Origin of the sequence: Rhizobium binae, from assembly GCF_017357225.1 — a bacterium.
Taxonomy (GTDB): Bacteria; Pseudomonadota; Alphaproteobacteria; order Rhizobiales; family Rhizobiaceae; genus Rhizobium; species Rhizobium binae.
Map to the genome: position 1 here is coordinate 301678 of NZ_CP071604.1, position 26071 is coordinate 327748.

At 62.0% G+C, this 26071-nt stretch carries 27 protein-coding genes and 1 pseudogene; 16 read left to right on the top strand and 12 right to left on the bottom strand.

All coding sequences use genetic code 11. From position 1 onward, the window contains the following. The first annotated feature begins 129 nt into the window (after window positions 1–129). The 3 genes from J2J99_RS01440 to J2J99_RS01450 all read left to right on the top strand — a co-directional run bounded on the left by J2J99_RS01440 (window position 130) and on the right by J2J99_RS01450 (window position 2705). The gene (locus J2J99_RS01440) at window positions 130–1155 is read left to right on the top strand and encodes a histone deacetylase family protein (protein ID WP_168295508.1); all 1026 of its coding nucleotides are present in this window, start codon (window positions 130–132) and stop codon (window positions 1153–1155) included. 9 nt (window positions 1156–1164) lie between these two features. Then, window positions 1165–1716, top strand: coding sequence for a recombination regulator RecX (gene recX / locus J2J99_RS01445; protein ID WP_168295506.1), 552 nt, complete (start codon window positions 1165–1167; stop codon window positions 1714–1716). A 92-nt stretch (window positions 1717–1808) separates the two neighbouring features. Continuing rightward, window positions 1809–2705, top strand: coding sequence for an EamA family transporter (locus J2J99_RS01450; protein ID WP_168295504.1), 897 nt, complete (start codon window positions 1809–1811; stop codon window positions 2703–2705). Window positions 2706–2709: 4 nt separating this feature from the next. On the opposite strand, the pseudogene J2J99_RS01455 reads toward J2J99_RS01450, so the two are convergent. Beyond that, window positions 2710–3176 (bottom strand): annotated as a pseudogene (locus J2J99_RS01455) (group III truncated hemoglobin). A gap of 171 nt (window positions 3177–3347) precedes the next feature. Here J2J99_RS01455 and mbfA point away from each other — a divergent pair. Beyond that, window positions 3348–4331 (top strand): iron exporter MbfA, encoded by a 984-nt coding sequence (gene mbfA / locus J2J99_RS01460; protein WP_168295501.1) that lies wholly within the window; start codon window positions 3348–3350, stop codon window positions 4329–4331. Between the two features lie 242 nt (window positions 4332–4573). Next, window positions 4574–5944, top strand: a complete 1371-nt coding sequence (locus J2J99_RS01465; protein WP_207600942.1) for an IS1182 family transposase — start codon at window positions 4574–4576, stop codon at window positions 5942–5944. Window positions 5945–6092: 148 nt separating this feature from the next. Here J2J99_RS01465 and J2J99_RS01470 read toward each other — a convergent pair whose 3' ends face one another. Beyond that, complete coding sequence (locus J2J99_RS01470; protein ID WP_168295478.1) at window positions 6093–6692, bottom strand: transglutaminase-like cysteine peptidase; 600 nt, start codon at window positions 6690–6692, stop codon at window positions 6093–6095. A gap of 143 nt (window positions 6693–6835) precedes the next feature. Beyond that, the gene (locus J2J99_RS01475) at window positions 6836–7651 is read right to left on the bottom strand and encodes an alpha/beta hydrolase (protein ID WP_168295476.1); all 816 of its coding nucleotides are present in this window, start codon (window positions 7649–7651) and stop codon (window positions 6836–6838) included. 177 nt (window positions 7652–7828) lie between these two features. On the opposite strand from J2J99_RS01475, the gene infC reads away from it, so the two are divergent. The 5 genes from infC (at window position 7829) to pheT (ending at window position 12993) form a co-directional block, all read left to right on the top strand. Further along, window positions 7829–8365, top strand: a complete 537-nt coding sequence (infC, locus tag J2J99_RS01480; protein WP_077991295.1) for a translation initiation factor IF-3 — start codon at window positions 7829–7831, stop codon at window positions 8363–8365. Between the two features lie 311 nt (window positions 8366–8676). Then, on the top strand, window positions 8677–8880 hold the full coding sequence (gene rpmI, locus J2J99_RS01485; RefSeq protein WP_003570998.1) for a 50S ribosomal protein L35: 204 nt from the start codon (window positions 8677–8679) through the stop codon (window positions 8878–8880). Window positions 8881–8918: 38 nt separating this feature from the next. Beyond that, window positions 8919–9323, top strand: a complete 405-nt coding sequence (gene rplT, locus J2J99_RS01490) for a 50S ribosomal protein L20 (RefSeq protein WP_004673860.1) — start codon at window positions 8919–8921, stop codon at window positions 9321–9323. Window positions 9324–9471: 148 nt separating this feature from the next. Continuing rightward, window positions 9472–10554 carry a phenylalanine--tRNA ligase subunit alpha gene (gene pheS, locus J2J99_RS01495; protein WP_168295474.1) on the top strand — a complete coding sequence of 361 codons (1083 nt, stop codon included), beginning with the start codon at window positions 9472–9474 and terminating at the stop codon, window positions 10552–10554. 15 nt (window positions 10555–10569) lie between these two features. Continuing rightward, window positions 10570–12993, top strand: coding sequence for a phenylalanine--tRNA ligase subunit beta (pheT, locus tag J2J99_RS01500; RefSeq protein ID WP_168295472.1), 2424 nt, complete (start codon window positions 10570–10572; stop codon window positions 12991–12993). 54 nt (window positions 12994–13047) lie between these two features. Here pheT and J2J99_RS01505 read toward each other — a convergent pair whose 3' ends face one another. Together J2J99_RS01505 and J2J99_RS01510 are read right to left on the bottom strand one after the other, a co-directional pair. Continuing rightward, complete coding sequence (locus J2J99_RS01505) at window positions 13048–13407, bottom strand: nuclear transport factor 2 family protein (protein WP_168295469.1); 360 nt, start codon at window positions 13405–13407, stop codon at window positions 13048–13050. A 95-nt stretch (window positions 13408–13502) separates the two neighbouring features. Then, entirely contained in the window at window positions 13503–14498 is a 996-nt protein-coding gene (locus J2J99_RS01510) for an aldo/keto reductase (RefSeq protein ID WP_168295467.1), read from the bottom strand. A 183-nt stretch (window positions 14499–14681) separates the two neighbouring features. Between J2J99_RS01510 and J2J99_RS01515 the strand changes: the two genes are divergently transcribed. After that, window positions 14682–15596, top strand: a complete 915-nt coding sequence (locus J2J99_RS01515) for a LysR family transcriptional regulator (RefSeq protein ID WP_168295465.1) — start codon at window positions 14682–14684, stop codon at window positions 15594–15596. Between the two features lie 22 nt (window positions 15597–15618). Here the strand turns inward: J2J99_RS01515 and J2J99_RS01520 are convergent, their stop codons facing one another. After that, complete coding sequence (locus tag J2J99_RS01520; protein ID WP_168295463.1) at window positions 15619–16116, bottom strand: YciE/YciF ferroxidase family protein; 498 nt, start codon at window positions 16114–16116, stop codon at window positions 15619–15621. Window positions 16117–16261: 145 nt separating this feature from the next. On the opposite strand from J2J99_RS01520, the gene J2J99_RS01525 reads away from it, so the two are divergent. Then, window positions 16262–16879, top strand: coding sequence for a hypothetical protein (locus J2J99_RS01525; RefSeq protein WP_168295461.1), 618 nt, complete (start codon window positions 16262–16264; stop codon window positions 16877–16879). Here J2J99_RS01525 and J2J99_RS01530 read toward each other — a convergent pair. Next, window positions 16849–17304, bottom strand: a complete 456-nt coding sequence (locus tag J2J99_RS01530; protein WP_168295459.1) for a GNAT family N-acetyltransferase — start codon at window positions 17302–17304, stop codon at window positions 16849–16851. The genes J2J99_RS01525 and J2J99_RS01530 overlap by 31 nt on opposite strands. Next, window positions 17301–18263 carry an aldo/keto reductase gene (locus tag J2J99_RS01535; RefSeq protein WP_168295456.1) on the bottom strand — a complete coding sequence of 321 codons (963 nt, stop codon included), beginning with the start codon at window positions 18261–18263 and terminating at the stop codon, window positions 17301–17303. The genes J2J99_RS01530 and J2J99_RS01535 overlap by 4 nt, the downstream gene beginning before the upstream one ends. Window positions 18264–18440: 177 nt before the next feature. Between J2J99_RS01535 and J2J99_RS01540 the strand changes: the two genes are divergently transcribed. Further along, window positions 18441–19427, top strand: a complete 987-nt coding sequence (locus J2J99_RS01540; protein WP_168295454.1) for a Gfo/Idh/MocA family protein — start codon at window positions 18441–18443, stop codon at window positions 19425–19427. Here J2J99_RS01540 and J2J99_RS01545 read toward each other — a convergent pair whose 3' ends face one another. Further along, the gene (locus J2J99_RS01545; protein ID WP_168295452.1) at window positions 19428–19802 is read right to left on the bottom strand and encodes a GtrA family protein; all 375 of its coding nucleotides are present in this window, start codon (window positions 19800–19802) and stop codon (window positions 19428–19430) included. Beyond that, on the bottom strand, window positions 19799–20806 hold the full coding sequence (locus tag J2J99_RS01550) for a glycosyltransferase (protein WP_168295450.1): 1008 nt from the start codon (window positions 20804–20806) through the stop codon (window positions 19799–19801). The genes J2J99_RS01545 and J2J99_RS01550 overlap by 4 nt, the downstream gene beginning before the upstream one ends. Window positions 20807–20964: 158 nt before the next feature. Between J2J99_RS01550 and J2J99_RS01555 the strand changes: the two genes are divergently transcribed. After that, window positions 20965–22812 (top strand): hypothetical protein, encoded by a 1848-nt coding sequence (locus tag J2J99_RS01555; RefSeq protein ID WP_168295498.1) that lies wholly within the window; start codon window positions 20965–20967, stop codon window positions 22810–22812. A 28-nt stretch (window positions 22813–22840) separates the two neighbouring features. On the opposite strand, the gene J2J99_RS01560 is transcribed toward J2J99_RS01555, so the two are convergent. Further along, window positions 22841–23083, bottom strand: a complete 243-nt coding sequence (locus tag J2J99_RS01560; protein WP_168295448.1) for a hypothetical protein — start codon at window positions 23081–23083, stop codon at window positions 22841–22843. 303 nt (window positions 23084–23386) lie between these two features. Between J2J99_RS01560 and xseA the strand changes: the two genes are divergently transcribed. Both xseA and J2J99_RS01570 read left to right on the top strand, forming a co-directional pair. Then, window positions 23387–24967 carry an exodeoxyribonuclease VII large subunit gene (gene xseA / locus J2J99_RS01565; protein ID WP_168295446.1) on the top strand — a complete coding sequence of 527 codons (1581 nt, stop codon included), beginning with the start codon at window positions 23387–23389 and terminating at the stop codon, window positions 24965–24967. A gap of 2 nt (window positions 24968–24969) precedes the next feature. After that, window positions 24970–25560, top strand: a complete 591-nt coding sequence (locus J2J99_RS01570) for an NAD(P)H-dependent oxidoreductase (RefSeq protein ID WP_168295444.1) — start codon at window positions 24970–24972, stop codon at window positions 25558–25560. Here J2J99_RS01570 and J2J99_RS01575 read toward each other — a convergent pair whose 3' ends face one another. Further along, complete coding sequence (locus J2J99_RS01575; RefSeq protein ID WP_168295443.1) at window positions 25561–26058, bottom strand: MarR family winged helix-turn-helix transcriptional regulator; 498 nt, start codon at window positions 26056–26058, stop codon at window positions 25561–25563. Between the last annotated feature and the right edge of the window lie 13 nt (window positions 26059–26071).

A 26071-nucleotide genomic window follows, 5' to 3' on the forward strand; every position in this document is an offset into this window, starting at 1 on the left:
AAAATATCCTCGATCTGAAAACATCGGCGAAGGTGGTGTCATTTAGCGCTGCGATCCAGCCGACACACCGCTTTTTCGTTGGGGCGAAGCCGTGTAAATCTCGATTGTCAATCAGGGGCAGGATCTGCAATGCGCGTCATCTATTCCGAGGATCATAAGCTGCGCGACGCCAGGACCGAGCTCTATGCCGGCCAGCTGGTGACGCCCTTCGAGGCGCCGCTCCGCGCCGAATGGATCCTGGCAGCGGTCAAGGAGGCGGGCTTTGCCGATGTCGTCGCTCCCGATGCACACGGGTTGGAAACGGCAAACAAGGTGCATGATCCCGCCTATCTCGATTTTCTCGCCACCGTCTGGGACCGCTGGGCGGCGGCCGGCTTCGAGGGCGAGGCGATCGCTAATTCCTTCCCGGTGCGCCGCACCAGCCAGCGCGTGCCCGACAATATCGTCGGCGCGATCGGCCATTATGCCAATGCTGCCGATACCTCGATCACCAAGGGCTCCTACGAAGCGGCAATCGCCTCGATGCGCTGCGCCGTTACGGGCGCCGATTGGCTGGCAGAGGGCCATCGTTTCGCCTTCGCGCTCTGCCGCCCGCCCGGCCATCACGCCGGCATCGATCTCTTTGGCGGCTACTGCTTCATCAACAATGCGGGGGTCGCGGCCCAGCGGCTGCTCGATCATGGTGCGGCCAGGGTCGCCGTGCTCGATGTCGACTTCCACCATGGCAACGGCACCCAGGATCTCTTTTATCGCCGCGGCGATATCTTCACCGTCTCGCTGCATGGCGATCCGATGCACGCCTTTCCCTATTTCCTCGGCCATGCCGACGAGGAGGGCGAGGGGGCGGGCGCGGGGACCAACCGCAATTATCCGATGCCGCCCGGCACGCCCTTCGAGGCCTGGTCTTCTGCCCTTGCCGATGCGCTCGCCCGCATCAAGGCCTTCGGCGCCGAAGCGATCGTCCTGGCGCTGGGCGTCGACACCTTCGAGCGCGATCCGATCTCCTTCTTCAGTCTCACCTCCGACGATTTCACCCGCATGGGCGCAATGATATCCGCTGCCGGCCTGCCGGTGCTTGCCTGCATGGAAGGCGGCTACGGCGTGCCGGAGATCGGCCGCAATGTCGCCAATGTCCTCAAGGGTCTGGAAGCCTGATCGCTTGAGATGACCGACGAGACCGTTCCATCCGATACCCCGACACCCCGCATGCTGAGCTGGGCGCGCAACTCCGCCATCTATCGCCTGGAGCGGCGGATGATGACGGAAAAGCAGCTCTTCGACGCCATCACCCGCAAGGCCAGAGAGAAGTTCGAAGACATCAGCGCGGGCCAGATCAAGGCCGTCGCCGATTTCGCCGTCAAGTTTGCCTATAACAATAAGCTGATCGATGATGGAGCCTATGCCGAAGTCAGCACGCGCTCTGCCGTGCGCGGCGGCAAATCGAAGCGCGCGATCGCCCAGAAGCTTGCTGCCAAGGGTGTCGCGAGCGACAAGGTCGAGGCGACGCTCGTAGAGGCTGACGACCTCTATGCCGCGGCTATATTCGCCCGCAAACGCGCCTTCGGCCCCTTTCGCCGTGGCGACCTCGACGACAAGCGCAAGGCAAAGGAACTGTCCGCCTTCGCCCGCAATGGCTTCAGCTTCGAGATCGGCAGGAAGGTCTTCGATATGAGTTTCGAAGAGGCCGAAGAGGTGATCCTCTCCGGCCGCCTCTGATATGCATCAGCTCTTTTGCTGCCTGGATCAGAAGATTGAATTTGTCGGTTGCAAGCCGCCTCCGTATGAACAGCACTCGATCGGAGATGCAGATGAAAGACGGAAAGAGCGACGGCGCCGGCGTGCTGGCATTGGAAACGCCCGCAGCCTCCTCCTCCGGCCAGGCGGCCGGCGGGCTGATGTGCCTCCTGTCCATGTCTTCGATCCAGTTCGGCGCAGCCCTGTCTTCCCACGCGATCACTACCTATGGACCGGCCGGCGCGAGCTGGCTGCGCCTCGTCTTTGCCGCAGTCATCCTGGTCGTCGCCATCCGTCCACGCATATTCCGTTACTCGAGAGAGCAATGGACAAGCGCGCTCGTTCTCGGCACGACGACAGCCTTGATGACCATGAGTTTTTTCGCGGCGATCGAGCGCATTCCGCTCGGCCTTGCCGTGGCGATCGATTTTCTCGGCCCGCTTTCGGTGGCGACCATCGGCTACGGTCTCAGCCGGCGCCTCGTCTGGCCGCTCATCGCCGCGCTTGGTGTGCTGGCGCTTGCCCATGACGGCGAAGGCTGGATCGGGGATATGTGGGGCATTCTCTTTGCCGGCGGCGCGGGGAGCGGCTGGGCGATCTATATCGTGCTGACCAAGAAGATCGGCGCCAGCTTCAAGGGGCTGGAAGGGCTTTCCATGTCGCTGATGGTTGCCGCTGCGGTTGCCACGCCCTTCGGCTTTTCGGGCGCCGCGCCGGCGCTTGACACCTATGGTCTGATCGAAATGGCGGGCCTCGCCGTGCTCGTGCCGCTGCTGCCCTATACGCTGGAACTGATCGCCCTGCGGCGCATGCCGACGACGTCGTTCGGCATTCTCATGAGCCTGGAACCGGCCATTGCGGCTCTGGCAGGCTTCATCATTCTGATGCAGCCGATGACGCTTCTGCAGATGGCAGGAACGGCCCTGGTCGTCGCCGCAAGCGCCGGCGCGACCTTTTCGGCCGGGCAATGACGCGTCAGCCCGCCTTCATGGCCGGATCGTCGAGCGCCGGATTGTAGAACAGCGACAGCGTCAGGCTCTTGGCGATCCGCTCCGCCGTCGCCATGAACCAGGCCTTGGCCTCCGGCGACGGGGCGACATCGTCGAGCGTTGCGGCAAATAACGCCAGCCACTTCGGAAAGAGATCCGGCGTCAGATCCGCGACGCCGGTGTGTGCCTGCACCGGCTTGCCGCCATAGGCGCCGCTGCGAAAGGCGACGGCCGACCAGAAGCTCTTCATCTTCTCCATATGCTCCGGCCAGCGGCCGGAGAGCCTGGCGTCGAACACCGGACCGAATCCGAATGCGCCAGCACTCGCCCGTAAAAAGTCTCGACCAGCCTGCCGATAAAGGCCTCGTCGATGCCCATCGCCCGCATCTCCGCCTCCGCCCTTTCGCGGATCGCCGCGACATGGGCAGGACGGCCCTGAATGTCATTATCCATCATAAACCCCGGCGCCGCATCATGCGGCGCCCTCTCATATAGGTGTTTGTGCCGGCGCGCCAAAGGCAACCGTGTGCTTGCGGCAATCTGTCAGCCTATGTGCCTCAGCCACTTGACCGCCACCGACGCCTTCTTTAGGTTTAGAATTATTCTAAATTATTGGAGCAAGTCATGCTGGCGCGGTTTTTCAGATCCTCGAAACGATCTTTTCAGTCGCTGTCCGAGCAGGAGATCCTCGCGCTTGCCATTGCCTCCGAGGAAGACGACGCCCGCATCTATCTCGCCTATGCGGACAAATTGCGGCCCGAGTTTCCGGCATCGGCCAAGGTCTTCGAGGATATGGCCGAGGTCGAGGATACGCATCGCAAATCGTTGATCGAAATTTATCGTCAGCGTTTCGGCGAGCGCATCCCGCTGATCCGGCGCGAGCATGTCGAAGGCTTTTACGAACGCAAGCCCGACTGGCTCAGAGCCAACCTGTCGCTCGATGCGATGCGGCAGGAGACCGAGGCAATGGAGGAACAGGCCTATCGATTCTACGTCGAGGCGGTGAAGCGGACCTCGGACGTCTCGACGCGAAAACTTCTCGGTGATCTGGCGCTGGCCGAACAGGGGCACGAAGATATTGCCCGCATGCTCGGCGACAAGCACACGCCCGAGGATGTCAGGCGCGACGAGGACGAGACGGCGCATCGGCAATTCGTGCTGACCTATGTGCAGCCGGGTCTTGCCGGGCTGATGGATGGCTCGGTCTCGACGCTGGCGCCGATCTTCGCCGCCGCCTTTGCCACCCAGGACACCTGGCAGACCTTCCTCGTCGGCCTTTCGGCTTCCGTCGGCGCCGGCATCTCGATGGGCTTCACCGAAGCCGCCCATGACGACGGCAAGATCTCCGGCAGGGGTTCGCCGATCAAACGCGGCCTTGCCTGCGGCATCATGACGGCGCTCGGCGGCCTCGGCCACGCACTGCCTTATCTGATCCCGCATTTCTGGACGGCGACGATCACTGCCGCGATCATCGTCTTTTTCGAACTCTGGGCGATCGCCTTCATCCAGAACCGCTACATGGAGACCCCCTTCCTGCGCGCCGCCTTCCAGGTGGTGCTGGGCGGCGGCCTGGTTCTCGGTGCCGGGATTTTGATTGGGAATGGGTGAGGAGCGGTCGGCGAAGCCGAGCAATCGATCCAGTGAATCGATTGCAGCGACGAACGCCCTGAGCCCAAGCGAAGGGCCGGGAGACGGTGCTTATCTCACGCGAGGGTGCGGCACAGCGATCAGCCCTCGTCAGGACTGGAAAGAGCGCATCTGCATCCCCAAAAGCAAAAGGCCGGCTTTCGCCGGCCTCAGACTGCTGACAAACCCCTGGCGATGCCGGGGGTTTTGTGATTCATTGGGACATGTTGAAGAAACCCTCTGCCGAACAGACGGCGATCGAGATGGTGACGCTCGATAGCCTAGTGCCGAAGGATCACCTGCTTCGCAAGATTGATCAGGTGATCGACTTTTCCTTCATTCATGATCGTGTGGCTTTGCTTTACTGCCCGGACAACGGCCGGCCAGCGCTTGATCCGACCTTGATGTTCAGGGCCTTGTTCATCGGTTATTTGTTCGGCATCCGCTCCGAGCGTCAGCTGGTGCGCGAGATCGAGGTCAACGTCGCCTATCGCTGGTTCCTGCGGTTGAAGCTGGCAGATGGCGTGTTCGACGCCTCGACGCTGAGCCAGAACCGGCGTCGGCGCTTCAGCGACACATCGGTGGCCCAGGATATCTTCGACCATATCGTCGAACAGGCGATCGCCCACAAGCTGGTAGACGGCACGGTGCTTTATACCGACTCGACGCATCTGAAGGCCAATGCCAACAAGGGCAAGTACGATCTTGCCATGATCGAGAAGTCGCGTGCCGACTATTGGGCCGATCTCGACCGGGCGATCGAGGCTGAGCGGGCGCTGCATGGGCAGAAGCCGTTGACGGAGAAGGAGCGCGAGCCGCAGGTGAAGCAGACCAAGGTCAGCCGTACCGACCCCCAGGCCGGCTACATGGTGCGCGACGGCAAGCCGAAGGGCTTCTTCTATCTCGATCACCGCACGGTGGACGGCAAGCTCGCCATCATCACCGACACGCATGTGACGCCGGCCAATGTGCATGACAGTATCGTCTATCTCGATCGGCTGGACCGGCAGCGGCATCGCTTCGACTTCGATGTGAAGGCGGTCGGGCTCGATGCCGGCTATGCCACATCCGGCATCGCCAAGGGTCTTGAAGATCGCACTATTCTCGGCGTCACCGGCTACCGCAATCCGACGCCGCCCAAGGCCGGCATGATGCGCAAGTCGAAATTCGACTATGAGCCCGAGACAGACGGCTACCGCTGCCCCGAAGGTCAGCTCTTGACCTATGCCACCACCGACCGCAACGGCTACAAACACTACACATCCGATCCGGCCATCTGCTGTTCCTGCCCGTTGCTGGCGTCGTGCACCAGCAACAGCAAGGCCGTCCGCACCATCACCCGTCATGTCTGGCAAGACGCCCGGGAGCGCACCGACGCTCATCGCCTGACGCCCTGGGGCAAGGCGATCTACAAGCGCCGCAAGGAGACAGTCGAGCGCTCCTTCGCCGATGCCAAGCAGCTTCACGGGCACCGCTATGCGCGCTTTCGAAGTCTGACCCGCGTCGCTTGTCAGTGCCTGCTGGCCGCCGCAGCCCAAAACATCAAGAAGATCGCAATGGCGCTCACCAAAGCACCCAAACCAGCCATGGCATGAGGGCCACAGGCCGCCACCTCCGCTCCGCAGCCGCACCCAATTCGAAGCAGCCAACTCCAAAATAAAACCCGCCGAAAAATATCGACGGGTTTGTCAGCTGTCTGAAGCCGGCTTTCGCCGGCCTTTTTCCCGCATCGCTCTTAGAATGTCAGCGCAGTGCGCCGACCAGAACGTCGCGGCCGTTCTCGATGGTGACCCAGCGGCCGGCATTGTAGCTCGACTGCCGCTTGACGAAGGAATAAGGCGTTCCGAACCACGGCTTGACGTCGGCGGCGAGGTTGTCGAGCACGAAGTCGCCTTCGGCGGTCCGCAGCGTCAGGACGGCATGGCCCTCGCCGTCGGGCTTGCGCACGACGGTCATCAGCAGATCGGCGGCCGAAATGCCGCGCTGGATCAGCATGCGGCGCTTCAAAAGCGCGAAATCCTCGCAGTCGCCGGCGGTGGTCGGGTAGGCCCAGACCTCATCCTTGCCGTAGATTTCCTTGTCGGTCATCGGCGTGATCGTGCGGTTGACCATGGCGTTGACCGAACGGACGAGCGACCACTCTGCCGGGGTCATCTCGACGGGGCTCGCGTTGCGGTTTGCGCCGCATTCGTTGCTGTGGGTCTGACAGAAATCGTAATGGCCGATCGGCTGCGAAGTGGCGTTGCCTGTTACCATGGAAGCATTTCTGCTTGGAGCTGGGATGGCGGCAGTCGCCATCGCAAACACGGCCATCATGGCCACAAAGATACCTTTGATCCGCACGCCCGCTCTTTCCTCGATCGCCCCTTAATTATTAACAAATTGTTAATGGAGAGGGCCGAGAAGAGTCAATCGTTACTTCTTAGGAGGACCTTGCGACCCGTCGACATGGTTAAAATGCAACAAGACGGGGCTTGTTTCAGCAGCTATTGCCCGGCCATGGCGGTACGGATGATGCCTTTGACGGCGCCCAGAATAAGGGCGATATCGCCGGGACGGGACAGGCGATGGTCGCCGTCGCGAATGAAGGTCAGCACCACGTCGTCGGCAGGAAGGTGCTCGACAAGTTTCATCGCATGCGCATGCGGCACGTCGGGATCCTTCATGCCCTGGAGGATATGCACCGGGCAGCCCGTCTCGATCATGCCGTCGAGCACGCGGTTCTTGCGGCCGTCCTCGATCAGTGCCAGCGTATAGATGTTTGGTTCCGGGCTGTATTGCGAGCGCTCCTCGAAATAGCCGCGCTCCGCCAGCGACCTACGCTCCTTCGCCTTCAGCTTCGGCTCGATCAGTTCATAGGTGAAATCGGGCGCCGGCGCGATCAGCACCATGCCCGCGAGCTTCGGCCCATCCAGTCGCGCCAGCTCCTGCGCCAGCCGCAGCGCAATCCAGCCTCCCATCGAGGAGCCGACCAGAATGACCCGGTCGGGCGCGATGTGGCGGATGACGGCCAGCGCCTCCTCCAGCCAGCGCGAGATCGTGCCGTCGCGGAAACTGCCGCCGGAAAGCCCATGGCCGGAATAGTCGAGGCGGACACAGGCGGTACCGAGTTCGCCCGCCAGGCCGTCGAGTTCCAATGCTTTGGTGCCGCTCATGTCGGAACGGTAGCCGGGTAGCCAAACAAGCGTCGGGGCGTTATTGCCGGCTTGCGCCGGGCGCACCAGCATGGCGATCTCACGCGCCGCTTCGCCTTCGCCGACCGTCAGGAACTGCGGCTGGACATTGGGCATCTGATCGGACATCGACGTAACTCCTGTTGTTTCGGCCTATAAAACAGATTCTTGGCAGGCTGACAGCACGTGATTTTTCCGCTAAAGGATGATATTGACTCCGTTGCAGCGATAACGAGATACGTTTGTGCACCCTGATCGGGAGCGCGCGGCTGCAACGTTCCGAAACAACGCGAGGAGAATACGACCATTCGCAGACCTTTTAAGACCGATGCGCCCGTGAAGGACGGCCCGCGCTCGAACCGTGAAATCCGCATTCCCAAAGTTCAGCTGATCGCGGCTGACGGACAGAATATGGGCATCGTGCCTACCGACCAGGCCTTGAGAATGGCGGAAGAAGCCGGCCTCGATCTCGTCGAAATTTCCCCCAATGCCGAACCGCCGGTGTGCAAGATCCTCGATCTGGGCAAGCTGAAATACGCCAACCAGAAGAAGGCTGCCGAGGCGCGCAAGAAGCAGAAGATCGTCGAAGTCAAAGAAATCAAGATGCGCCCGAACATCGACACCCATGATTATGAGGTGAAGATGAAGGCGATGGGCCGCTTCTTCGACGAGGGCGACAAGGTCAAGGTGACGCTGAAGTTCCGCGGCCGTGAAATGGCCCACCAGGAACTCGGCATGAAGCTTCTGCAGCAGGTCAAGGCCGATACGACCGAGATCGCCAAGGTCGAAGCCGAGCCCAAGCTCGAAGGCCGCCAGATGATGATGGTACTGGCGCCGAAGTAAGCGCCAGATGCCTTTTTCGCCCAAGGCCGTCCGCAAGGGCGGCTTTTGTGCTTTCGGCCATCCCGATCTCGGGCTGGCGAAGATTCCTCCGCGGCCCCGTTGCACTTTGATGACGCTGCGGTTATAAGCGCGCGTCCGAACTGACCGGCAGGGCATGCCGTGGCAGTTTCGAATGCTTGCGGAACGGTTCGTCGCCGGAGCCGCAGATCAACAACAAACGCTCCCGCACCTTGTTGCGACGGCCGGAGAACCGGACTTCGCGAGAGGGCTTTTTTGATGAAGCGCGCAGGGAGGACAGAAGGAGTAGCAAAATGCCCAAGATGAAGACGAAGTCCTCTGCCAAGAAGCGGTTTAAGATCACCGCGACAGGCAAGGTCAAGGCTGCCGCTGCCGGCAAGCGCCATGGCATGATCAAGCGTACCAACAAGTTCATTCGCGATGCACGTGGCACCATGGTTCTCGCAGAACCGGATGGCCGCAAGGTTATCAAGAATTATCTGCCGAACGGTCTCTGAGACTCGTCCGCGAACGCTAGATTTAAGGAGATCATGATATGGCACGCGTAAAAAGAGGCGTCACCGCCCACGCCAAGCACAAGAAGGTTCTGAAGGCCGCCAAGGGCTTTTACGGCCGTCGCAAGAACACCATCCGCGCCGCCAAGGCCGCTGTCGACCGGTCGAAGCAGTACGCTTACCGCGACCGCAAGGTCAACAAGCGCAACTTCCGTGCGCTCTGGATCCAGCGGATCAACGCTGCCGTCCGCGAATTCGGTCTGACCTATGGCCGCTTCATCGATGGTCTGAACAAGGCCGGCATCGAAGTCGACCGCAAGGTTCTCTCCGACATGGCGATCCATGAGCCGGAAGCATTCGGCGCACTTGTCAACGCCGCCAAGAAGGCGCTTGAGTACCTCAAGGAAACCGGTACGGCCAACGAGTTTGAAGGCGCGGTTCGTTAACCAGCGCTTCCCAGGCTTTATGCTCTATTGAAATTTGGGAAACCCGCGCTGGTTTGGGCTAGCGCGGGTTTTTCTTTCTCTGTACTCCTTGCGCCGGCTTCCCCAGCCCGCATTTCGAACGCCGCCTGATCTGGACGGAAAGAAGACAATGTCAGATATCGACCAGCTTAAATCCTCTTTGCTTTCCGATATTGCCGCCGCCGGCGATGAGCCCGCGCTCGAAGCCGTGCGTGTCTGCGCGCTCGGCAAGAAGGGTTCGATCTCGGAACTCCTGAAGACGCTCGGCGCGATGACGCCGGAGGAGCGCCAGACCCGCGGTGCTGCGATCAACGCCCTGAAGAACGAGGTGACGGACGCCATTGCCGAACGCAAGTCGGTGCTGAAAATGGCGGCGGTCAATGCGCGGCTGAAGGCCGAGACGGTCGATGTCAGCCTGCCGGTGCGCTCCTCGCCGACCGAGCGCGGGCGCATTCATCCGATCAGCCAGATCGTCGATGAGATCACCGCAATCTTCGCCGACATGGGCTTCTCGATCGCCGAAGGTCCCGATATCGAGACCGATTACTACAATTTCACCGCGCTGAATTTCCCCGAAGGCCACCCGGCCCGCGAGATGCACGACACCTTCTTCTTCAATCCTGACGAAAACGGTGAGCGGAAGGTGCTGCGCACCCACACCTCGCCTGTGCAGGTGCGCACCATGGAATCGCAGAAGCCACCGATCCGCATCATCATTCCCGGCAAGACCTATCGCCAGGACAGCGATGCCACGCACTCGCCGATGTTCCATCAGGTCGAGGGCCTGGTCATCGACAAGAAGGCCAATGTCGCCAATATCCGCTGGGTGCTCGAGGAGTTCTGCAAGACCTTCTTCGAGGTCGACAGCGTGACGATGCGCTTTCGCCCGTCCTTCTTCCCCTTCACCGAGCCCTCTTTCGAGGTCGATATCCAGTGCGACCGCTCGGGTCCGATCGTCAAGTTCGGCGAAGGCAGCGACTGGATGGAGATCCTCGGCTGCGGCATGGTCCACCCGAACGTGCTGCGTTATGGCGGGCTCGATCCCGACGAGTATCAGGGCTTTGCCTGGGGAATGGGCCTCGACCGCATCGCCATGCTGAAATACGGCATGCCCGACCTGCGCGACTTCTTCAACGCCGACGTCCGCTGGATGACGCATTACGGCTTCCGCCCGCTCGACATGCCGACGCTGTTCGGCGGTTTGAGCGCTTGAACGGAGAATGGAACGATGAAATTCACGCTCTCCTGGCTGAAGGAGCATCTGGAAACGGATGCCACACTCGATGAAATCTGCACTCGCCTGACCCAGATCGGTCTGGAGGTGGAGCATGTCGACGACAAGGCGGCGTTCAAGCCCTTCGTCATCGCAAGGGTTGTTTCGGCGGAAAATCATCCGCAGGCCGATCGCCTGAAGGTGCTGATGGTCGACACCGGTTCCGGCGCGCCGGTCCAGGTCGTCTGCGGCGCCCCGAATGCGCGTGCCGGCCTTATCGGCGCCTTCGCCGCTCCCGGTACCTATGTTCCCGGTATCGACGTGACGCTCGCCGTCGGCAATATCCGCGGCGTCGAAAGCCGCGGCATGATGTGCTCCGAAAAGGAAATGCAGATCTCCGACAATCACGACGGCATCATCGATCTGCCCGACGATGCGCCGGTCGGTCAGAGTTACGCGGCCTATGCGCATCTGGACGATCCGGTCATCGAAATCAATCTGACGCCCAATCGGCCCGACTGCACGTCGATCCACGGGATCGCCCGCGATCTCGCCGCCTCCGGTCTCGGTACGCTGAAGACACGGGCCGCGCCGTCCTTCGCCGTCGAGGGTGATACACCGGTCAAGCTGACGCTCGATCTCGACGATCCGAAACTCTGCCCCGGCTTTTCGCTGCGTCTGGTGCGCGGCGTCAGGAACGGCCCGAGCCCGCGCTGGATGCAACAGCGGCTGATCGCCATCGGCCTGCGTCCCATCAACGCGCTGGTCGACATCACCAATTACATGACCTTCGATCAGGGCCGGCCGATGCACGTCTTCGACGCCGCCAAGGTCAGGGGCAACCTGACCGTCCGCCGCGCCAGGGAAGGCGAGACCGTGCTGGCGCTCGACCAGCGCGAATACAGGCTCGGTCCGAGCAACGTCGTCATCGCCGATGAAGACGGTATCGAATCGATCGGCGGCATCATGGGCGGCGAACACTCCGGCTGCGACGAGAACACCGTCGACGTGCTGATCGAATCGGCCCTCTGGGACCCGATGAACATCGCCAAATCGGGCCGCAGCCTCGGTATCATCACCGATGCCCGCTACCGCTTCGAACGCGGCGTCGATCCGGAATATATGGTTCCCGGTCTCGAACGCACGACGGAACTGGTGCTCGAGCTCTGCGGCGGCACGGCCGCACGGGCCGAGATCGTCGGTTATGAGGGCTATGATCCGAAGGTCGTCGACTTCCCCTATTCCGAGGTCAAGCGCCTGACGGGCCTGGAAGTCTCGACGGAGGAAAGCAACGCGATCCTCGTCCGTCTCGGATTCAAGGTCTCCGGCTCCGGAGAACGCGTTTCCGTCTCCGTTCCTTCATGGCGCCCCGATGTCGACGGCAAGGCCGATCTCGTCGAGGAGGTCATGCGCATCCACGGCGTCGACAATATCAAGCCGGCGCCGCTCGAAAGCCATGCCGCCGTCAATGGCAGGATCCTGACGACGCTGCAGATCCGCACCCGCGCGGCCAAGCGTGCTCTTGCCTCGCGCGGCATGCTGGAGGCCGTCACCTGGTCCTTCATTCCGGAGGATCAGGCAAGGCTGTTCGGCGGCGGTTCGCCGGGCCTCAAGCTTGCCAATCCGATCGCCGCCGAAATGTCGGATATGCGGCCCTCGCTGTTGCCGGGCCTGCTGACGGCAGCCCAGCGCAATGCCGACAAAGGCTACGGCGACGTGGCGATATTCGAAGTCTCGGGCACCTATGAGAATGACAGGCCGGACGGCCAGCGCCGCGTTGCCGGCGGCATCCGCCGCGGCACCGCCTCGCTCGCTGGAGGGGGCCGCATGTGGTCGAATGCCGTGAAGGGCGGGGGCAAACCGGTCGACGTCTTCGACGCCAAGGCCGATGCGCTCGCCGTCATCGAAGCCTGCGGCCTGCCGATGGGAAATATCCAGATCGAGCAGGGCGGCCCGGAATGGTATCATCCCGGCCGCTCGGGCACGATCAAGATGGGGCCGAAGGTGGTGCTCGGTTACTTCGGTGAATTCCACCCGCTGACACTGGAAGCGCTCGATGTCTCCGGTGCCCTCTGTGGCTTCGAGGTCTATCTCGACGCGATGGCCGAGCCGAAGAAGAAGGCGACCCGCACCAAGCCGGCGCTGGAGCTTTCACCCTTCCAGGCGGTCAAGCGCGACTTCGCCTTCGTCGTCGACAAGACGGTGGAAGCGGGCGCGATCATCAAGGCTGCGACCGGGGCCGACCGCAAGCTCGTCACCGGCGTCACCGTCTTCGATGTCTTCGAAGGTGCGTCTGTCGGCGAAGGCAAGAAGTCGGTGGCGATCGAGGTTCAGATCCAGCCGGTCGAGCGCACGCTGACGGATGAGGATTTCGAAGCGTTGACGCAGAAGATCGTCGCGAGTGTCGCGAAGTTCACCGGCGGCGTCCTCAGAGGCTGATCCTGCCAGTCTTCGCCAAAGACAAGGGACCGGTCGTTGCGACGACCGGCTCTTTCACGTGTGAAGATGGTAGAGCTTGCTGACGATGACCCACCGGCCGTCGATCTTCAGAAGTGAGAGATAGTCGGTAAAGCGCATTCCGGCGAAATCGTCGGTGACCTTGACGCTCGCCGCGTCACCCTCGACATCGACGCTTTGTATATCCATGAAGGGCTGGGTGCCGGGTGCAGCCGGCTCCTCCGCCAGGATCGCGGTGATGAATTCGTCCCGCGTCAGCCATTCGACGGCATTCTGATAATAGCCGATGATCGAGCTTTTCGGGTGAAAGGCCTTCTTCAAGGCCGCCGCATTGGCGAAGGCCATGCCTTCGACATAGAGATGAACCGTCTGTTCGACTGCCTGCCTGTCCGACATGTTTCCATCCCGTTCTCTGAGATGGCGTTAAATAGTTTCGCCGGCCGCGAAGGCAAGCCCGGCCGGCTGCGGTAGTCTAAGCCGGGCTTTTTCGATTAAAGATTCGTCATCGCAAGCGAGGCATCCGAATAGCGTTTTCCAGCCACCTGTGCGGCGGGGATCGCGTCGCCGAGCTGCCGGATCTCCGTTGCGCTCAGCGTGATATCGGCAGCGGCGGCGTTCTGTTCGAGATGGTGAAGCCTGCGGGCGCCGGGGATCGGCACGATGTCGTCGCCCTGGCTCAGCACCCAGGCCAGCGCCAGCTGCGCAGCCGTCACGCCCTTCTCGGCGGCAAGCCGCTCGAGCGTTGCGACGAGGGCAGCGTTGGCGTCGAAATTTTCCGCCTGGAAGCGCGGCACCTGCCGGCGGAAATCGTCGGCGGCGAGATCGTCAGCCTTCCGGATCGCGCCGGTCAGGAAACCGCGGCCGAGCGGGCTGTAGGGCACGAAGCCGATGCCGAGTTCGCGGCAGGTGGCAAGCACCTCCTCTTCGGGATCGCGGGTCCAGAGCGAATATTCGCTCTGCAGCGCTGCGATCGGATGGATCGCATGGGCGCGGCGGATGGTGGCGCTGCCGGCTTCCGAGAGGCCGATCGCGCGGACCTTGCCTTCCCTCACCAGCTCGGCCATGGCGCCGACCGTCTCCTCGATCGGCACGTTGGGGTCGACCCGGTGCTGGTAGAGCAGGTCGATGGTCTCGATGCCGAGACGTTTCAGCGAAGCCTCGGCAACCTCCCTGACGTGTTCGGGGCGGCTGTCGACGCCGGCGATCGCGGCAGCGCCCGCCTGGCTGGTATCGATCCTGAAGCCGAATTTGGTGGCGATCACCACGCGGTCGCGGACAGGCTTCAGCGCCTTTCCAAGAAGAACCTCGTTGGTAAACGGGCCATAGACTTCGGCGGTGTCGAAGAAGGTGACGCCGAGATCGACGGCGCGATTGAGCGTCCGGATCGATTCCGCTTCGTCGCTGGCGCCATAGGCAAAGCTCATGCCCATACAGCCGAGGCCGACGGCGGAGACGGTCAGATCATTTCCGAGTTTACGGGTCTTCATGATGGGTTCCTTTTCTGAGCTGATTTTGAACCGCTGGAGCATGATGCCGACACGTGTGAGTGATTTCGGATGACACCACGCGTCCGGAGAAATCATTGTTTGGCGGTACGGACAGACATATCGGCCACCGACCGATCAGAAAATACATGCAGTTTCTAACAGGCTGTTCTATGATTTCGATCAATGAACAGAACACAGCTCTCCCAACTCGCCGTTCTTGCCGCCGTCTCGGAGCATCGCAGCTTCCGTGCCGCGGCCAGGGAACTTCTCGTCGCGCCGTCGGCCATCAGCCACGCGATCTCAAGTCTCGAGGAAAGCCTGGGCGTCAGGCTTCTGGCGCGCACCACCCGCAGCGTCGCGCCGACGGAAGAAGGACGCCTGCTTCTCGAGAGGCTGCGACCGGCGCTGGAGGAGATCGATGTTGCGTTGGAGGCCGTTCGCGACACACGCGCCAAGCCCGCCGGAAACCTGCGCATCACTGCCCCGCGCTTCGCCTCCGATATCCTGCTTGCTCCGCGCCTCGGCGATTTTCTCAACCTTTATCCCGATATCACCCTGGAGATCGCCAATGAGGACGGCTTCACTGATATCGTCAAGGAAGGTTTCGACGCCGGGCTAAGGCTGGAAGAGAGTCTGGAGGCCGACATGATCGCGGTCAGGTTCTCGCCCAATCTGACGACTGTCATCGCCGCTTCGCCGGACTATTTCGTACGCCATCCGAAACCGGAGCATCCGCGTGATCTCGTCCATCATCGTTGCATCAAGCGGCGCTTCACGAATGGCTCGATCTATCGCTGGGAATTCGAAAAGGATGGTCAGGAACTCGTTGTTGCCGTCGACGGGCCGCTGGTTGTCAGCGACGACCGGATGGCCCTGCTTGCAGCACTGAACGGCGCCGGCCTTGCCTATCTCTTCGATATGCGGGTGCATGCGGAACTGGCGCGCGGCAGGCTCGTGCGCGTGCTGGAGGATTGGTGCACGCCCTATCCAGGGCCGTTTCTCTATTATCCGAGCCGCCGGCAGATGCGTCCGGCGCTGCGCGCCTTTATCGATTTCTTCAGATATTCCGAGAAGGATAAGGGCGGCCGGCAGGAGTGACAGCCGCCCGTTTCTGCATCCGTCAGGCAGCTTTTGCCTTCTGGTTTGCCGCGGTTGTGGCGAGCTGGGAGAGCTTCTTGTCGGTGGACGTTTCCTCCTGCAGCGTCTGGTCGAGCAGGCTGACGACGTCCTTGAGGCCGAGGGTCGCAGCCCAGGTCTTCAGCGTGCCGTAACGGGCGATTTCATAATGCTCGACAGCCTGGGCCGCCGAGATCAGGCCGGCATCCAGCGCTGTGGTGCCCTTGAATTCTTCGATGATCTCTTCGCCCTCCGCGATAATACCCTGGATCGCCTCGCAGGTTTTGCCCTGAGCGCGCTTGCCGATTTTTTCGAACACCTGCTGCAGGCGCTCGACCTGGGCTTCGGTTTCCTCGAGGTGCTTCTGGAAGCCTGCCTTCAGTTCGGAGGACTGGGCGGCCCGCGCCATCTTCGGCAGGGCGCGCAATATCTGTCGCTCGGCGAAGTAAATGTCCTTGAGCGTGTCATAGAAGAGATCTTCCAACGTCTTTTCCTTGGCCATTTTCTCGATCCTTGTTCTGGGAAAGGCCGCGAACGCGGCGACACATTAAGAAGCGAGGACCGCGCAAATTGTTCCCGATCGATTTCGGGTGGACTGGAAATCGGCTCCGGGCAATCATCCCACCGTTTCCATGGGAGAGAAAATCATGCGGAAGCCGGGTTCGATGAAAGGTCTGGAGGATCTTGGCCGGGTGCGGCTTTCGCGGAATTTCTTCTTCCGCGATTTCCTGCACTCCGAAATTGCCGATTTCTACCGCATCCCCAACATTCCCGAGGATCCCGATCTGGCAATCGAGGCGGGGAGGCGGCTTTGCGAGGAACTGCTCGAGCCGCTGGAGGCAACCTTCGGGCGTTTGCACATCCGCTCCGGCTACCGCTCGCCCGATGTCAACAGGTTCGGCAACGAGAACAAGCTGAACTGCTCGACCAATGCCGCTACATCAGCCCATCACATCTGGGATGTCAGGGATTTCGACGGCTGCATGGGTGCCGCCGTCTGCATCGCCGTGCCGTGGATGATCGACCGCTATCGTGATGAAAGCGACTGGCAGCGGCTCGCCTGGTGGATCCACGACCACCTGCCTTATGCATCGCTCTGCTTCTTCCCCAAGCTCTGGGCGTTTAATATCCAGTGGCACGAACGGCCGAAGCGAATCATCCATAGCTATGTCAGCCCGCGCGGGATCCTCACCAAGCCGGGTATGGCGAACTGGGAGGGCGATCATGGCGCGTTCTACGAGGGGTTTCCAAAGCTGATGCGATAGCGGATATGGCCATCGCTCTCGACATAGCTGTCGTAAAGGGCACGGGCCGTCTTGTTGTTTTCGCTCGTATGCCAATAAAGTCGCGACCAGCCCTTTACCTTGCCGAGCGCGACGAGATCGTCCATCAGCGCCCGGCCGACGCCCTTGCCGCGTGCATCGGCATCGACGAACAGGTCTTCGAGATAGCAGTCCCTGCCGCGTATCCAGGTGCCCTCATGCGTGAGATAGAGCGCAAAGCCGATGATCCTGCCGTCGACGTCGGCGACCCGCATCGCGATTGCGGAGGCGGGATCGAACACCCGCCGCCACGTCTGATCGGTGATATCGGTCTCGACGGTCACGTCGTAAAAGTCGAGATAAGCCGCCCAGAGTTCGCGCCAGCGGGTTTCGTCCTCAGGGCGGGCTTCGCGTATCGTCACTGTCATGGTTCTGTTCCTTCAGCGCCGGCTTCGTCGAGCAGCGCCATAGCCTGATCGGAGAGAGACAATGTCGCCGCTTTCGCCAGGCTCTCGAGTTGCGCCAGGCTGGTGGCGCTGGCGATCGGCGCCGTCACGCCTCTCTTGCGCAACAGCCAGGCAAGCGAGATCTCCGCCGGCTTGGCGCCGGTCTCGGCAGACACCTTGTCCAGCGCGGCGAGAATGCGCAGGCCCTTTTCGTCGAAATATGTCGAAACGCGGCCCTCGCGTGCCCGGCCCTGTGTATCGGCCTTGCTGCGGTACTTTCCAGTGAGGAAGCCGGCCGCGAGGCTGAAATAGGTGATGACGCCAATATCTTCCGCGACACAAAGCTCTGCGAGCGGCCCCTCGAAACTTGCGCGCGCGTAGAGATTATATTCCGGCTGCAGGACGTCATAACGCGGCAGGCCGGCCTTTTCGGCGGTGTCGAAGGACGCCTGCAGCAGGCCGGCATCAAAATTCGAGCAGCCGATGGCGCGGATCTTGCCCTGCTCTTTCAGCTTGGCATAGGCGCCGAGCGTCTCCTCATGCGGCGTATCGGCATCCGGCCAGTGCGAGAGATAGAGGTCGATATAGTCGGTCTGCAGTCGGCTGAGCGACGCTTCGACCGCTTTCAGGATATAGCCCGCCTTCAGCGTCTTTCCCTGACCCATGTCCGAGCCGACCTTGGAGATGATGAGGGCCTTGTCGCGCGAAACCCCTGATTGCTTCAGCCAGCGCCCGATGATCTCCTCGGAATCGCCGCCCTTGTTGCCCGGCACCCATGCTGAGTAGACATCCGCCGTATCGATCGCGTTCAGGCCAGCATCGAAAAAGGCGTCGAGAATGGCGAAGGAAGTTTTTTCGTCGGCCGTCCAGCCGAAGACATTGCCGCCGATGACGATCGGCGCGACCGAAAGGCCTGTTTTTCCAAGCCGACGCATTTCCATGACGCTCTCCAAAATGGTTAAGTGAGTGAAATTGCGGATGCGGCAGAACGCCGCCCGAGTTAAACTAGCGCGATCTCTGCATCCTGAAAACCAAACTTCCGTGATTTCATGTCGCACCATTGCGCCGCAGCCAAGCCCTGAATATGGTTCGCGGACATCAGTCTGGGAGGCTTGGACATGCTGCGTTTCGGTATCATTTCGACGGCGAAGATCGGGCGCGACAATGTCGTTCCCGCCATCCAGGATGCGGAAAATTGTGTCGTCACGGCGATTGCGAGCCGGGATCTCGCGCGCGCAAGGGAGATGGCCGACCGCTTCTCCGTGCCGCACGCCTTCGGCTCCTATGAGGAGATGCTGGCTTCGGATGTCATCGACGCCGTCTATATCCCGCTGCCGACCTCGCAGCATATCGAATGGTCGATCAAAGCAGCCGATGCCGGCAAGCATGTGCTCTGCGAAAAGCCCTTGGCGCTGAAGGCTGGCGATATCGACGCGGTGATCGCCGCTCGCGACCGCAATAAGGTGGTGGTCACGGAAGCCTATATGATCACCTACTCGCCGGTCTGGCAGAAGGTACGCTCGCTGATCGAGGAGGGAGCGATCGGCTCGCTCCGACATGTGCAGGGCGTCTTCACCTATTTCAATCGCGATGCCGCCAACATGCGCAACATCCCCGAGCTCGGTGGTGGCGGCCTTCCCGATATCGGCGTCTACCCCGTCATGAGCACGCGCTTTTCGACCGGCAAGGAGCCGCTCCGGATCCAGGCGATTACCGAGCGCGATCCGGATTTCGGCACCGATGTCTATTCGAGCGTCAAGGCCGAATTCGACGATTTCGAGCTGAGCTTCTATGTCTCGACGCAGATGGCCAACCGCCAGATCATGGTCTTTCACGGCACCGACGGTTACATTGAGGTCAAGTCGCCGTTCAACGCCAATCGCTGGGGGCCGGAAGAGATCGAACTGGCCGATCGCAGCCACAATGAATCGCGCATCTTCCGCTTCCAGGACAGCCGCCAGTACAGGCGCGAGGTCGAGGCTTTCGCTCGCGCGGTAGAGAACGGCAAGGAAGAGATCGTCACGCTCGAAAATTCGAAGCTGAACCAGAAGGTCATTGATGCGATCTATCGCGCCAGCGAGAAGGACGGCTGGGAGGCGGTGTGACTAACCGCGGAAGACGAAGCGCGAATAGCCGAAGAAGCTGAAGATCATTGCCGCGATACTGGCGACCACCATCGCCGCAAGCGGCTGAAGCCCTGGCAGCGAAAGCAGCAGCGCGGAATAAAGCCCGTAATTGACGAGCGCCGTCGTGACGCCGACCGAGCCGTAGCGGAAGCCTTCGGCGGCGAGCGAACGGCCGGAGCGATCGAAGGTGAAGTTCCGGTTGAAAGCCCAGGTCGTCGCCATTGCAAGGGCAATCGCGATGAGCCGCGCCACGAAGGGGCCGAGCGGCGTCAGATCGATGAGCGCCGACAGCACACCGGCATCGACGAGAAAGCCGATGCCGCCGGCAATCGCGAAACGGATGAGCTTCTTCACGCGGCATCCGCCTTGCCGCGGCCGCCACGCAGCGCCGGCGCGGCCTCGCGATCAGGCAGTTTGGCTGCGCTCGGCGTCTCCAGGCTCATATAGTGGATACGCAGCTGTTCGGCGCGGGCGCGCGCAACCGAATCCAGGATGACCCCGGCGGTAAACAGCATGAAAGAGATCATCATCAGCGCCATCGACAGCACCCAGGTCGGCATGCGGCTGACCAGGCCCGTTGCGATATATTCCGCCAGCACCGGCGTCATGAAGCCTAGGCTCGCCAGCATGAAGACGATGCTGATTGCGCTGAAGAAGGCGAAGGGCCGCGTCTCCTTCATCAGCATCGCGAACATCCAGAGGATCTTGCCCCCGTCGCGGAAAGTCGAAAGTTTGGAATGCGAGCCTTCCGGCCGGCGGCCGTAGTCGAGCTCCAACTCGCTGACCGGCAGCTTCAGCCGCGAGGCGTGCACGGACATTTCCGTTTCGATCTCGAAGCCGCCTGAGACAGCCGGGAAGCTCTTGACGAAGCGGCGCGAGAAGGCGCGGTAGCCGGAAAAGATATCGGTGAAATCAGGGCCGAAAATCGTCCGGTAGAGCAGGTTGAAAAGCCGGTTGCCGAGCGCATGGCCCTGGCGGCCGGCATCGGCATGCACGCCGCGCCGGGCTCCCACAACCATGTCGGCGCGCTCGGTCAGAAGCGTGCGCACCAGTTCCTCGGCATCGCCGGGCGCATAGGTTCCGTCGCCGTCCGCGATGACGTAGATGTCGGCCTCGATGTCGGCGAACATTCGGCGCACCACGTGGCCCTTGCCCTGTCGCCGCTCGCGCACGACATGCGCGCCGGCAAGCATTGCCTGCAACGCGGTCCCATCGGTGGAATTGTTGTCGTAGACGTGAATCGCGGCCTCCGGCAGCGTCGCCCGGAACCCTCGCACGACAGAACCGATTGTTGCCGCCTCGTTATAGCAGGGAAGCAGGACGGCTATCTCAGGATTACCGCGGCGTGATGGGGCCATGACTCTACTCGTTACACAAAAGCCGTGCCGAGCCTAATCGCCCAGCGTTAATAAGACCCTATGACGCAGGCAAAATCTCCAGTCGCCGCGAGTGTTTTACACTTTCTTGATCGGTGAAGGCTAATGTTCGATCATCCGGAAACGAACCGCTAACGATGATGAACGCCGTACAGCCGATCACCAACGCATCATACGTGACCGATATCCCGAGCGGCGGCGTCCGCGGCCTGCTGACGCGTCTGTGGCCGACCGTCATCGCCTATTGCGTCATTCTCGCCGCCGTCATCGCCGTTACCAGGCTCCATGGTGCTACCGATTACGTCGGCCCCGACAATGACGATGGCATGCGCCTCGTCGAGGTTCGCGATTTTCTCGCCGGCCAGGGCTGGTTCGATCTGATGCAATATCGTCTCGGCCTCAATGGCGGCACGCTGATGCACTGGTCGCGGTTGATTGACCTGCCGATCGCCTCGCTGATCTGGTTCTTCGGCCTGCTTGTGCCGCGCGAGACGGCCGAGGCGCTGGCCCTCGGCATCTGGCCCGTATCGCTCATCCTGCCCGCCATGCTCGCCATGGCCGTTGCCGGCCGGCGCATCGGCGGCGTTGCCGGCATGCATATCAGTCTCGGGCTGACCGCGCTGGCCATCTATACCGGAAACCGGTTCGCGCCTGGCGCCATTGATCATCACAATGCGCAACTGGCGCTGGTCGCGACGATGACGGCGATGCTGCTGGATCCGAAGCGTCGCGGCTGGAGCTATACGGTTGCCGGCGTTGCGGCCGCAATCGCCATCGCCATCGGCGCCGAGACGACGCCCTTCGTTGCCGCCGTCTGCCTGACGGTCGCGGTTATCTGGGCGTGGGAGGGCAAGGATTTCGCTGTCGCCGCCCAGTCCTTCGGGCTTGCGCTGGCGATTGCGATCAGCATCCTCTTCTTCGCAACGGTGCCGCCGCGACTCTATTCGACGGTCACCTGCGACAATCTCTCGCTCGGTTACTACAGCCTGGCGGCGATCGGCGGCGGGCTTCTGCTGTTTTGCGCGGTGTTTGCGAGTGGGCTTTCCAGGCCGCTGCGCTTTGCGGCGCTTGCCGTCGTCGGCGCCGGCGTCCTCGGTTCGGCTGTCGTGATCGCGCCGCAGTGCCTGAGCGATCCGCTTGCCGGTCTCGATCCCATGCTGATCGAACTCTGGCTACGCAATGTTTCCGAAGCGAAGTCGATCTTCGCTCTGGCGCGCAGCGAACCTTTCGATATCGGCGCCTTCTATGCGGCCGGTCTCTTCGGCATCGCCGTCTGCATCTTCCGCATCCTCCAGCGCGACCGCATGCAGGTCCACCTGATCTTGCTGTTTCTGCTTTCCATCAGCTGGACGATCGCGCTCGTCCAGGTGCGCGGCTCGACCTTCTCCAACCTCATCTCCATCCTGCCGCTTGCCCTGCTGATCATCGACATAAGGCGCATCTCCAACAGCGACAGCGAAAATATTGCCGTCGCCTTCGTCTATGTGGTGACGGTGCTTGCAGGCGTCCCCGCCGCATGGGGCCTTGGCGGTGGGCTCATCTCGCTGCAGATGGAGAATGGGGCGCAGAAGAAGGCGTCGGAACCGGCAAAGGACAAGGCCTGTGCATCGAGAGAGGCGCTGGCGCCGCTTGCCGGGCTTCCTGTCGGCCTCGTCTCCGCGCCGTCGGAAATGGGCGTCGCAATTCTCCGCTTTACGCAAAACCGCGTTCTTGCGGCCCCCTATCACCGCAATCAGGGCGGCATGCTGACGGAGCTGCATATCGGCATGGCTGAGCCGCAGGAGGCGGAAGCCTTTCTGAAGGGGGCAGGCGTCACGACGCTCGCCTTCTGCCCTGGTGATCCGCAGACGCGGCAGCTCGCGAAATTGAAGCCGGACGGCCTCTATGCGCAGCTCGGCAAGGGAAATATTCCGCCTTTTCTGGAGCCGGTTCCGAATGCGGCGGACGCGGCCGTGCAGTTCTTTCGCTATCGGCCGGCGACGAACTGACGCCGGCGATCATCGTTATGGCAAATCGTCAGTGCGAAACACGCGGCGTGCGAAAGCGTGCATGGGCATAAAGGCCAAGCACGAAGAGGATAAGGCCGCCATTATAGCCGAGAACGGCATAGAGGAGCGCCAGAAATGACACCGGCCCCGGTGAGAATACCGCCGCCAATGCGAAGCTGATTCCGATCAGCGCGGCGATCAACGCGATCGCGCCGGCCGAGCGCATTTGCCCGGCGCTGATTCCCAATGCTGCGGCTGTAAGAATAATCATTTCAGCACCTTCCCGAAGAGAACGAGGGGAAGAATAGGAAGCCCCACCTAACAAAGATTTACCGGCCATCTTGGCCGAAAAGCCTTTGTATTGCGGTGGTTAGCAATCTCTTTCGTATGAAACGCGCATTATAACTATGCGTTCCGTAGCGAACCGGATTACGAATGTCGCTGTCGTCACCCAGGCCGCCGACCGCCGTGGCATCGCCGCGCAGGCGGCACGCCGGCGATTTCAATAGCCGGGAAACAGGCTCCGGCCGATGCCGAGCTTCCCGTTTGCTGCCGATGGACATAGAAAGAAGGGATGAGCAACCTCTTCGACAGCGATTCGCCGACCAACCTTGCCGAGTATTCGGTTTCGGAGCTTTCCGGCTCGATCAAGCGTACCGTCGAGACGGCCTTCGACCAGGTGCGCGTGCGCGGCGAAATTTCAGGCTATCGTGGGCCGCACTCCTCGGGTCATGCCTATTTCGCGCTGAAGGACGATCGCGCCCGCATCGACGCCGTCATCTGGAAGGGCACTTTCTCGCGATTGAAGTTCCGTCCGGAAGAGGGCATGGAAGTGATCGCCACCGGCAAGGTCACGACCTTTCCGGGCTCCTCGAAATATCAGATCGTCATTGAGACGCTGGAGCCGGCCGGCGCCGGCGCGCTGATGGCGCTGATCGAGGAGCGCAAGCGTAAGCTCGGCGCCGAAGGCCTGTTCGATGCCGCCCGCAAGAAGCGGCTGCCCTTCATGCCCAGGGTGATCGGCGTCGTCACCTCGCCGACCGGCGCGGTGATCCGCGATATTTTGCACCGCATCTCCGATCGTTTTCCCGTGCATGTCCTCGTCTGGCCGGTCAGGGTGCAGGGAGAGGGGGCCGGCGAAGAGGTGGCGAACGCCATCCGCGGCTTCAATGCGCTGGCGCCGGGAGGTGCGATTGCCCGTCCCGACATGCTGATCGTCGCACGCGGCGGCGGCAGCCTGGAAGATCTCTGGAGTTTCAACGACGAGATCGTCGTGCGTGCGGCAGCCGAAAGCCGAATACCGCTGATCTCGGCGGTCGGCCACGAGACCGATTGGACGCTGATCGACCATGCCGCGGATGTCCGCGCCCCGACGCCGACGGGTGCGGCGGAAATGGCGGTGCCCGTCAAGGCGGAGCTGGAGGCGCAGCTTGCGGCTCTTGCCGCCCGCCTGCAGGGCGGCATGAACCGGCAGATGGATCAGCGCCGCCAGTCCGTCCGCGCCCTGATGCGCGCTTTGCCATCGCTCGATCAGCTTCTCGCTCTGCCGCGGCGTCGCTTCGACGAGGCCGCCGCCGGCCTCGGCCGCGGGCTGGCGCTCAACACCATCAACAAGCGCCGCGGCTTCGAGCGTGTCGCCTCACATCTGCGGCCCGATGTGCTTTCCAACCGCATCGCCGAGCGCCGCCAGCTTCTGAGCGAGCGCATGGCGCGGGCCGAACGCACCGTCGAACGGCTGCTCGACCGCTCGAAGTCCCGCATCGACCGCGCCGAGGCCATCCTCGCCTCGCTGCCTGCCCGGCTGAAGACGCAGACCGACCGCGGCCGCGAACGCCTCGGCAATCTCACCCGTCATGCCGATACGGCGATCCGCCACCAGTTGACGCGCGCCCGCGCCGAGCTTTCCGCGCAGGATCGCGTGCTGCAGTCGCTCTCCTACAAGAACGTGCTGAAGCGCGGCTACGCCGTGATTCGCGATGAGGATAACAGGCCGGTGTCGCAGGCCTCGGCTCTCTCCGCCGGCATGGGCATCGCCATCGAATTCGCCGACGGCCGCGTCGGCGCAATGACGACGGATGGCGGCGCCCCGCCCGCTGGCGCCAAGAAGCGCAGTGGAAAGCCGGCGGAGCCGACGAAACAGGGAAGCCTGTTCTGACGATGCGGATCCTGCTGGTTCTTGCCCATCCGCTTCAGGAAAGTTTTGCCGCTTCGGTGGCGCGCACGGCACGAGAGGCCTTGGAAGCCTCCGGCCATGTCGTCGATCTGCTCGATCTCTATGCCGAGGATTTCGACCCGCGCCTGACCGAGGCGGAGCGCCGCGCTTATTTCGATGTGCCCTACGACACCTCGGCCGTCGCCGATATCGTTGCCCGGCTGCGGTCGGCCGATGGGCTCGTCCTTGTCTTTCCGCAGTGGTGGTTCAATTTCCCGGCCATTCTGAAAGGGTTCTTCGATCGCATCCTCGCACCGGGCGTGGCCTTCATCCATGATGCCGCCGGCGGCCGCATCGTGCCGGAGCTCACCAATATCAGCCTGCTTTTTGCGCTGACGACGACGGGCTCGCCCTGGTGGCTTGTGCAACTCTATATGGGCAATCCAGTTCGCCGCCTGCTGAAGCGGGGCATCGCCAATTTCTGTTCGAAGAAGCTCGTCTTCCGCATGCTGAGCTTGCACGACATGGATCGCGCGACGGAGGCCAGGCGCCAGGCGCATCTGGAACGTGTTCGCAAGGCGCTCGCCGCAATCTGACTATTCGAAATCCGACAGCAACTTCTTGAGCAGCCGGTTGAACTCGGCCTTATCCTCGGCTGTCAGATTTCGTGTCAGCCGCTGCTGGTTGGCGACATGGGCGCCGACCGCCTCTTCGACGGTCGCAAGGCCCTTTTCGGTCAGGGCGATCAGGACGCTGCGCCTGTCCTCCGGATTGTGGATGCGCTCGACGAAGCCCGATTTCTCCAACTGGTCGATGCGGTTCGTCATTGTGCCGGAGCTGACCATCGTCATCTCCAGAAGCTCGCCCGGCGAGAGCCGATAAGGCGCGCCGGAGCGGCGCAGCGTAGCCAGTACGTCGAAGGCCGAGGTGGAAAGCCCGTGTGTCATGAGCACGGTTTCGACTTCGCGGCCGAGGTGGGTGCCGAGGCGCTTCAGCCGCCCGAGGATACCCATCGGTTCGACATCGAGGTCCGGTCGCTCGCGCCGCCATTGCGCCAGGATTCTGTCGACATGATCTTGTTGTTCTTCACCCATGTCACATCGATAG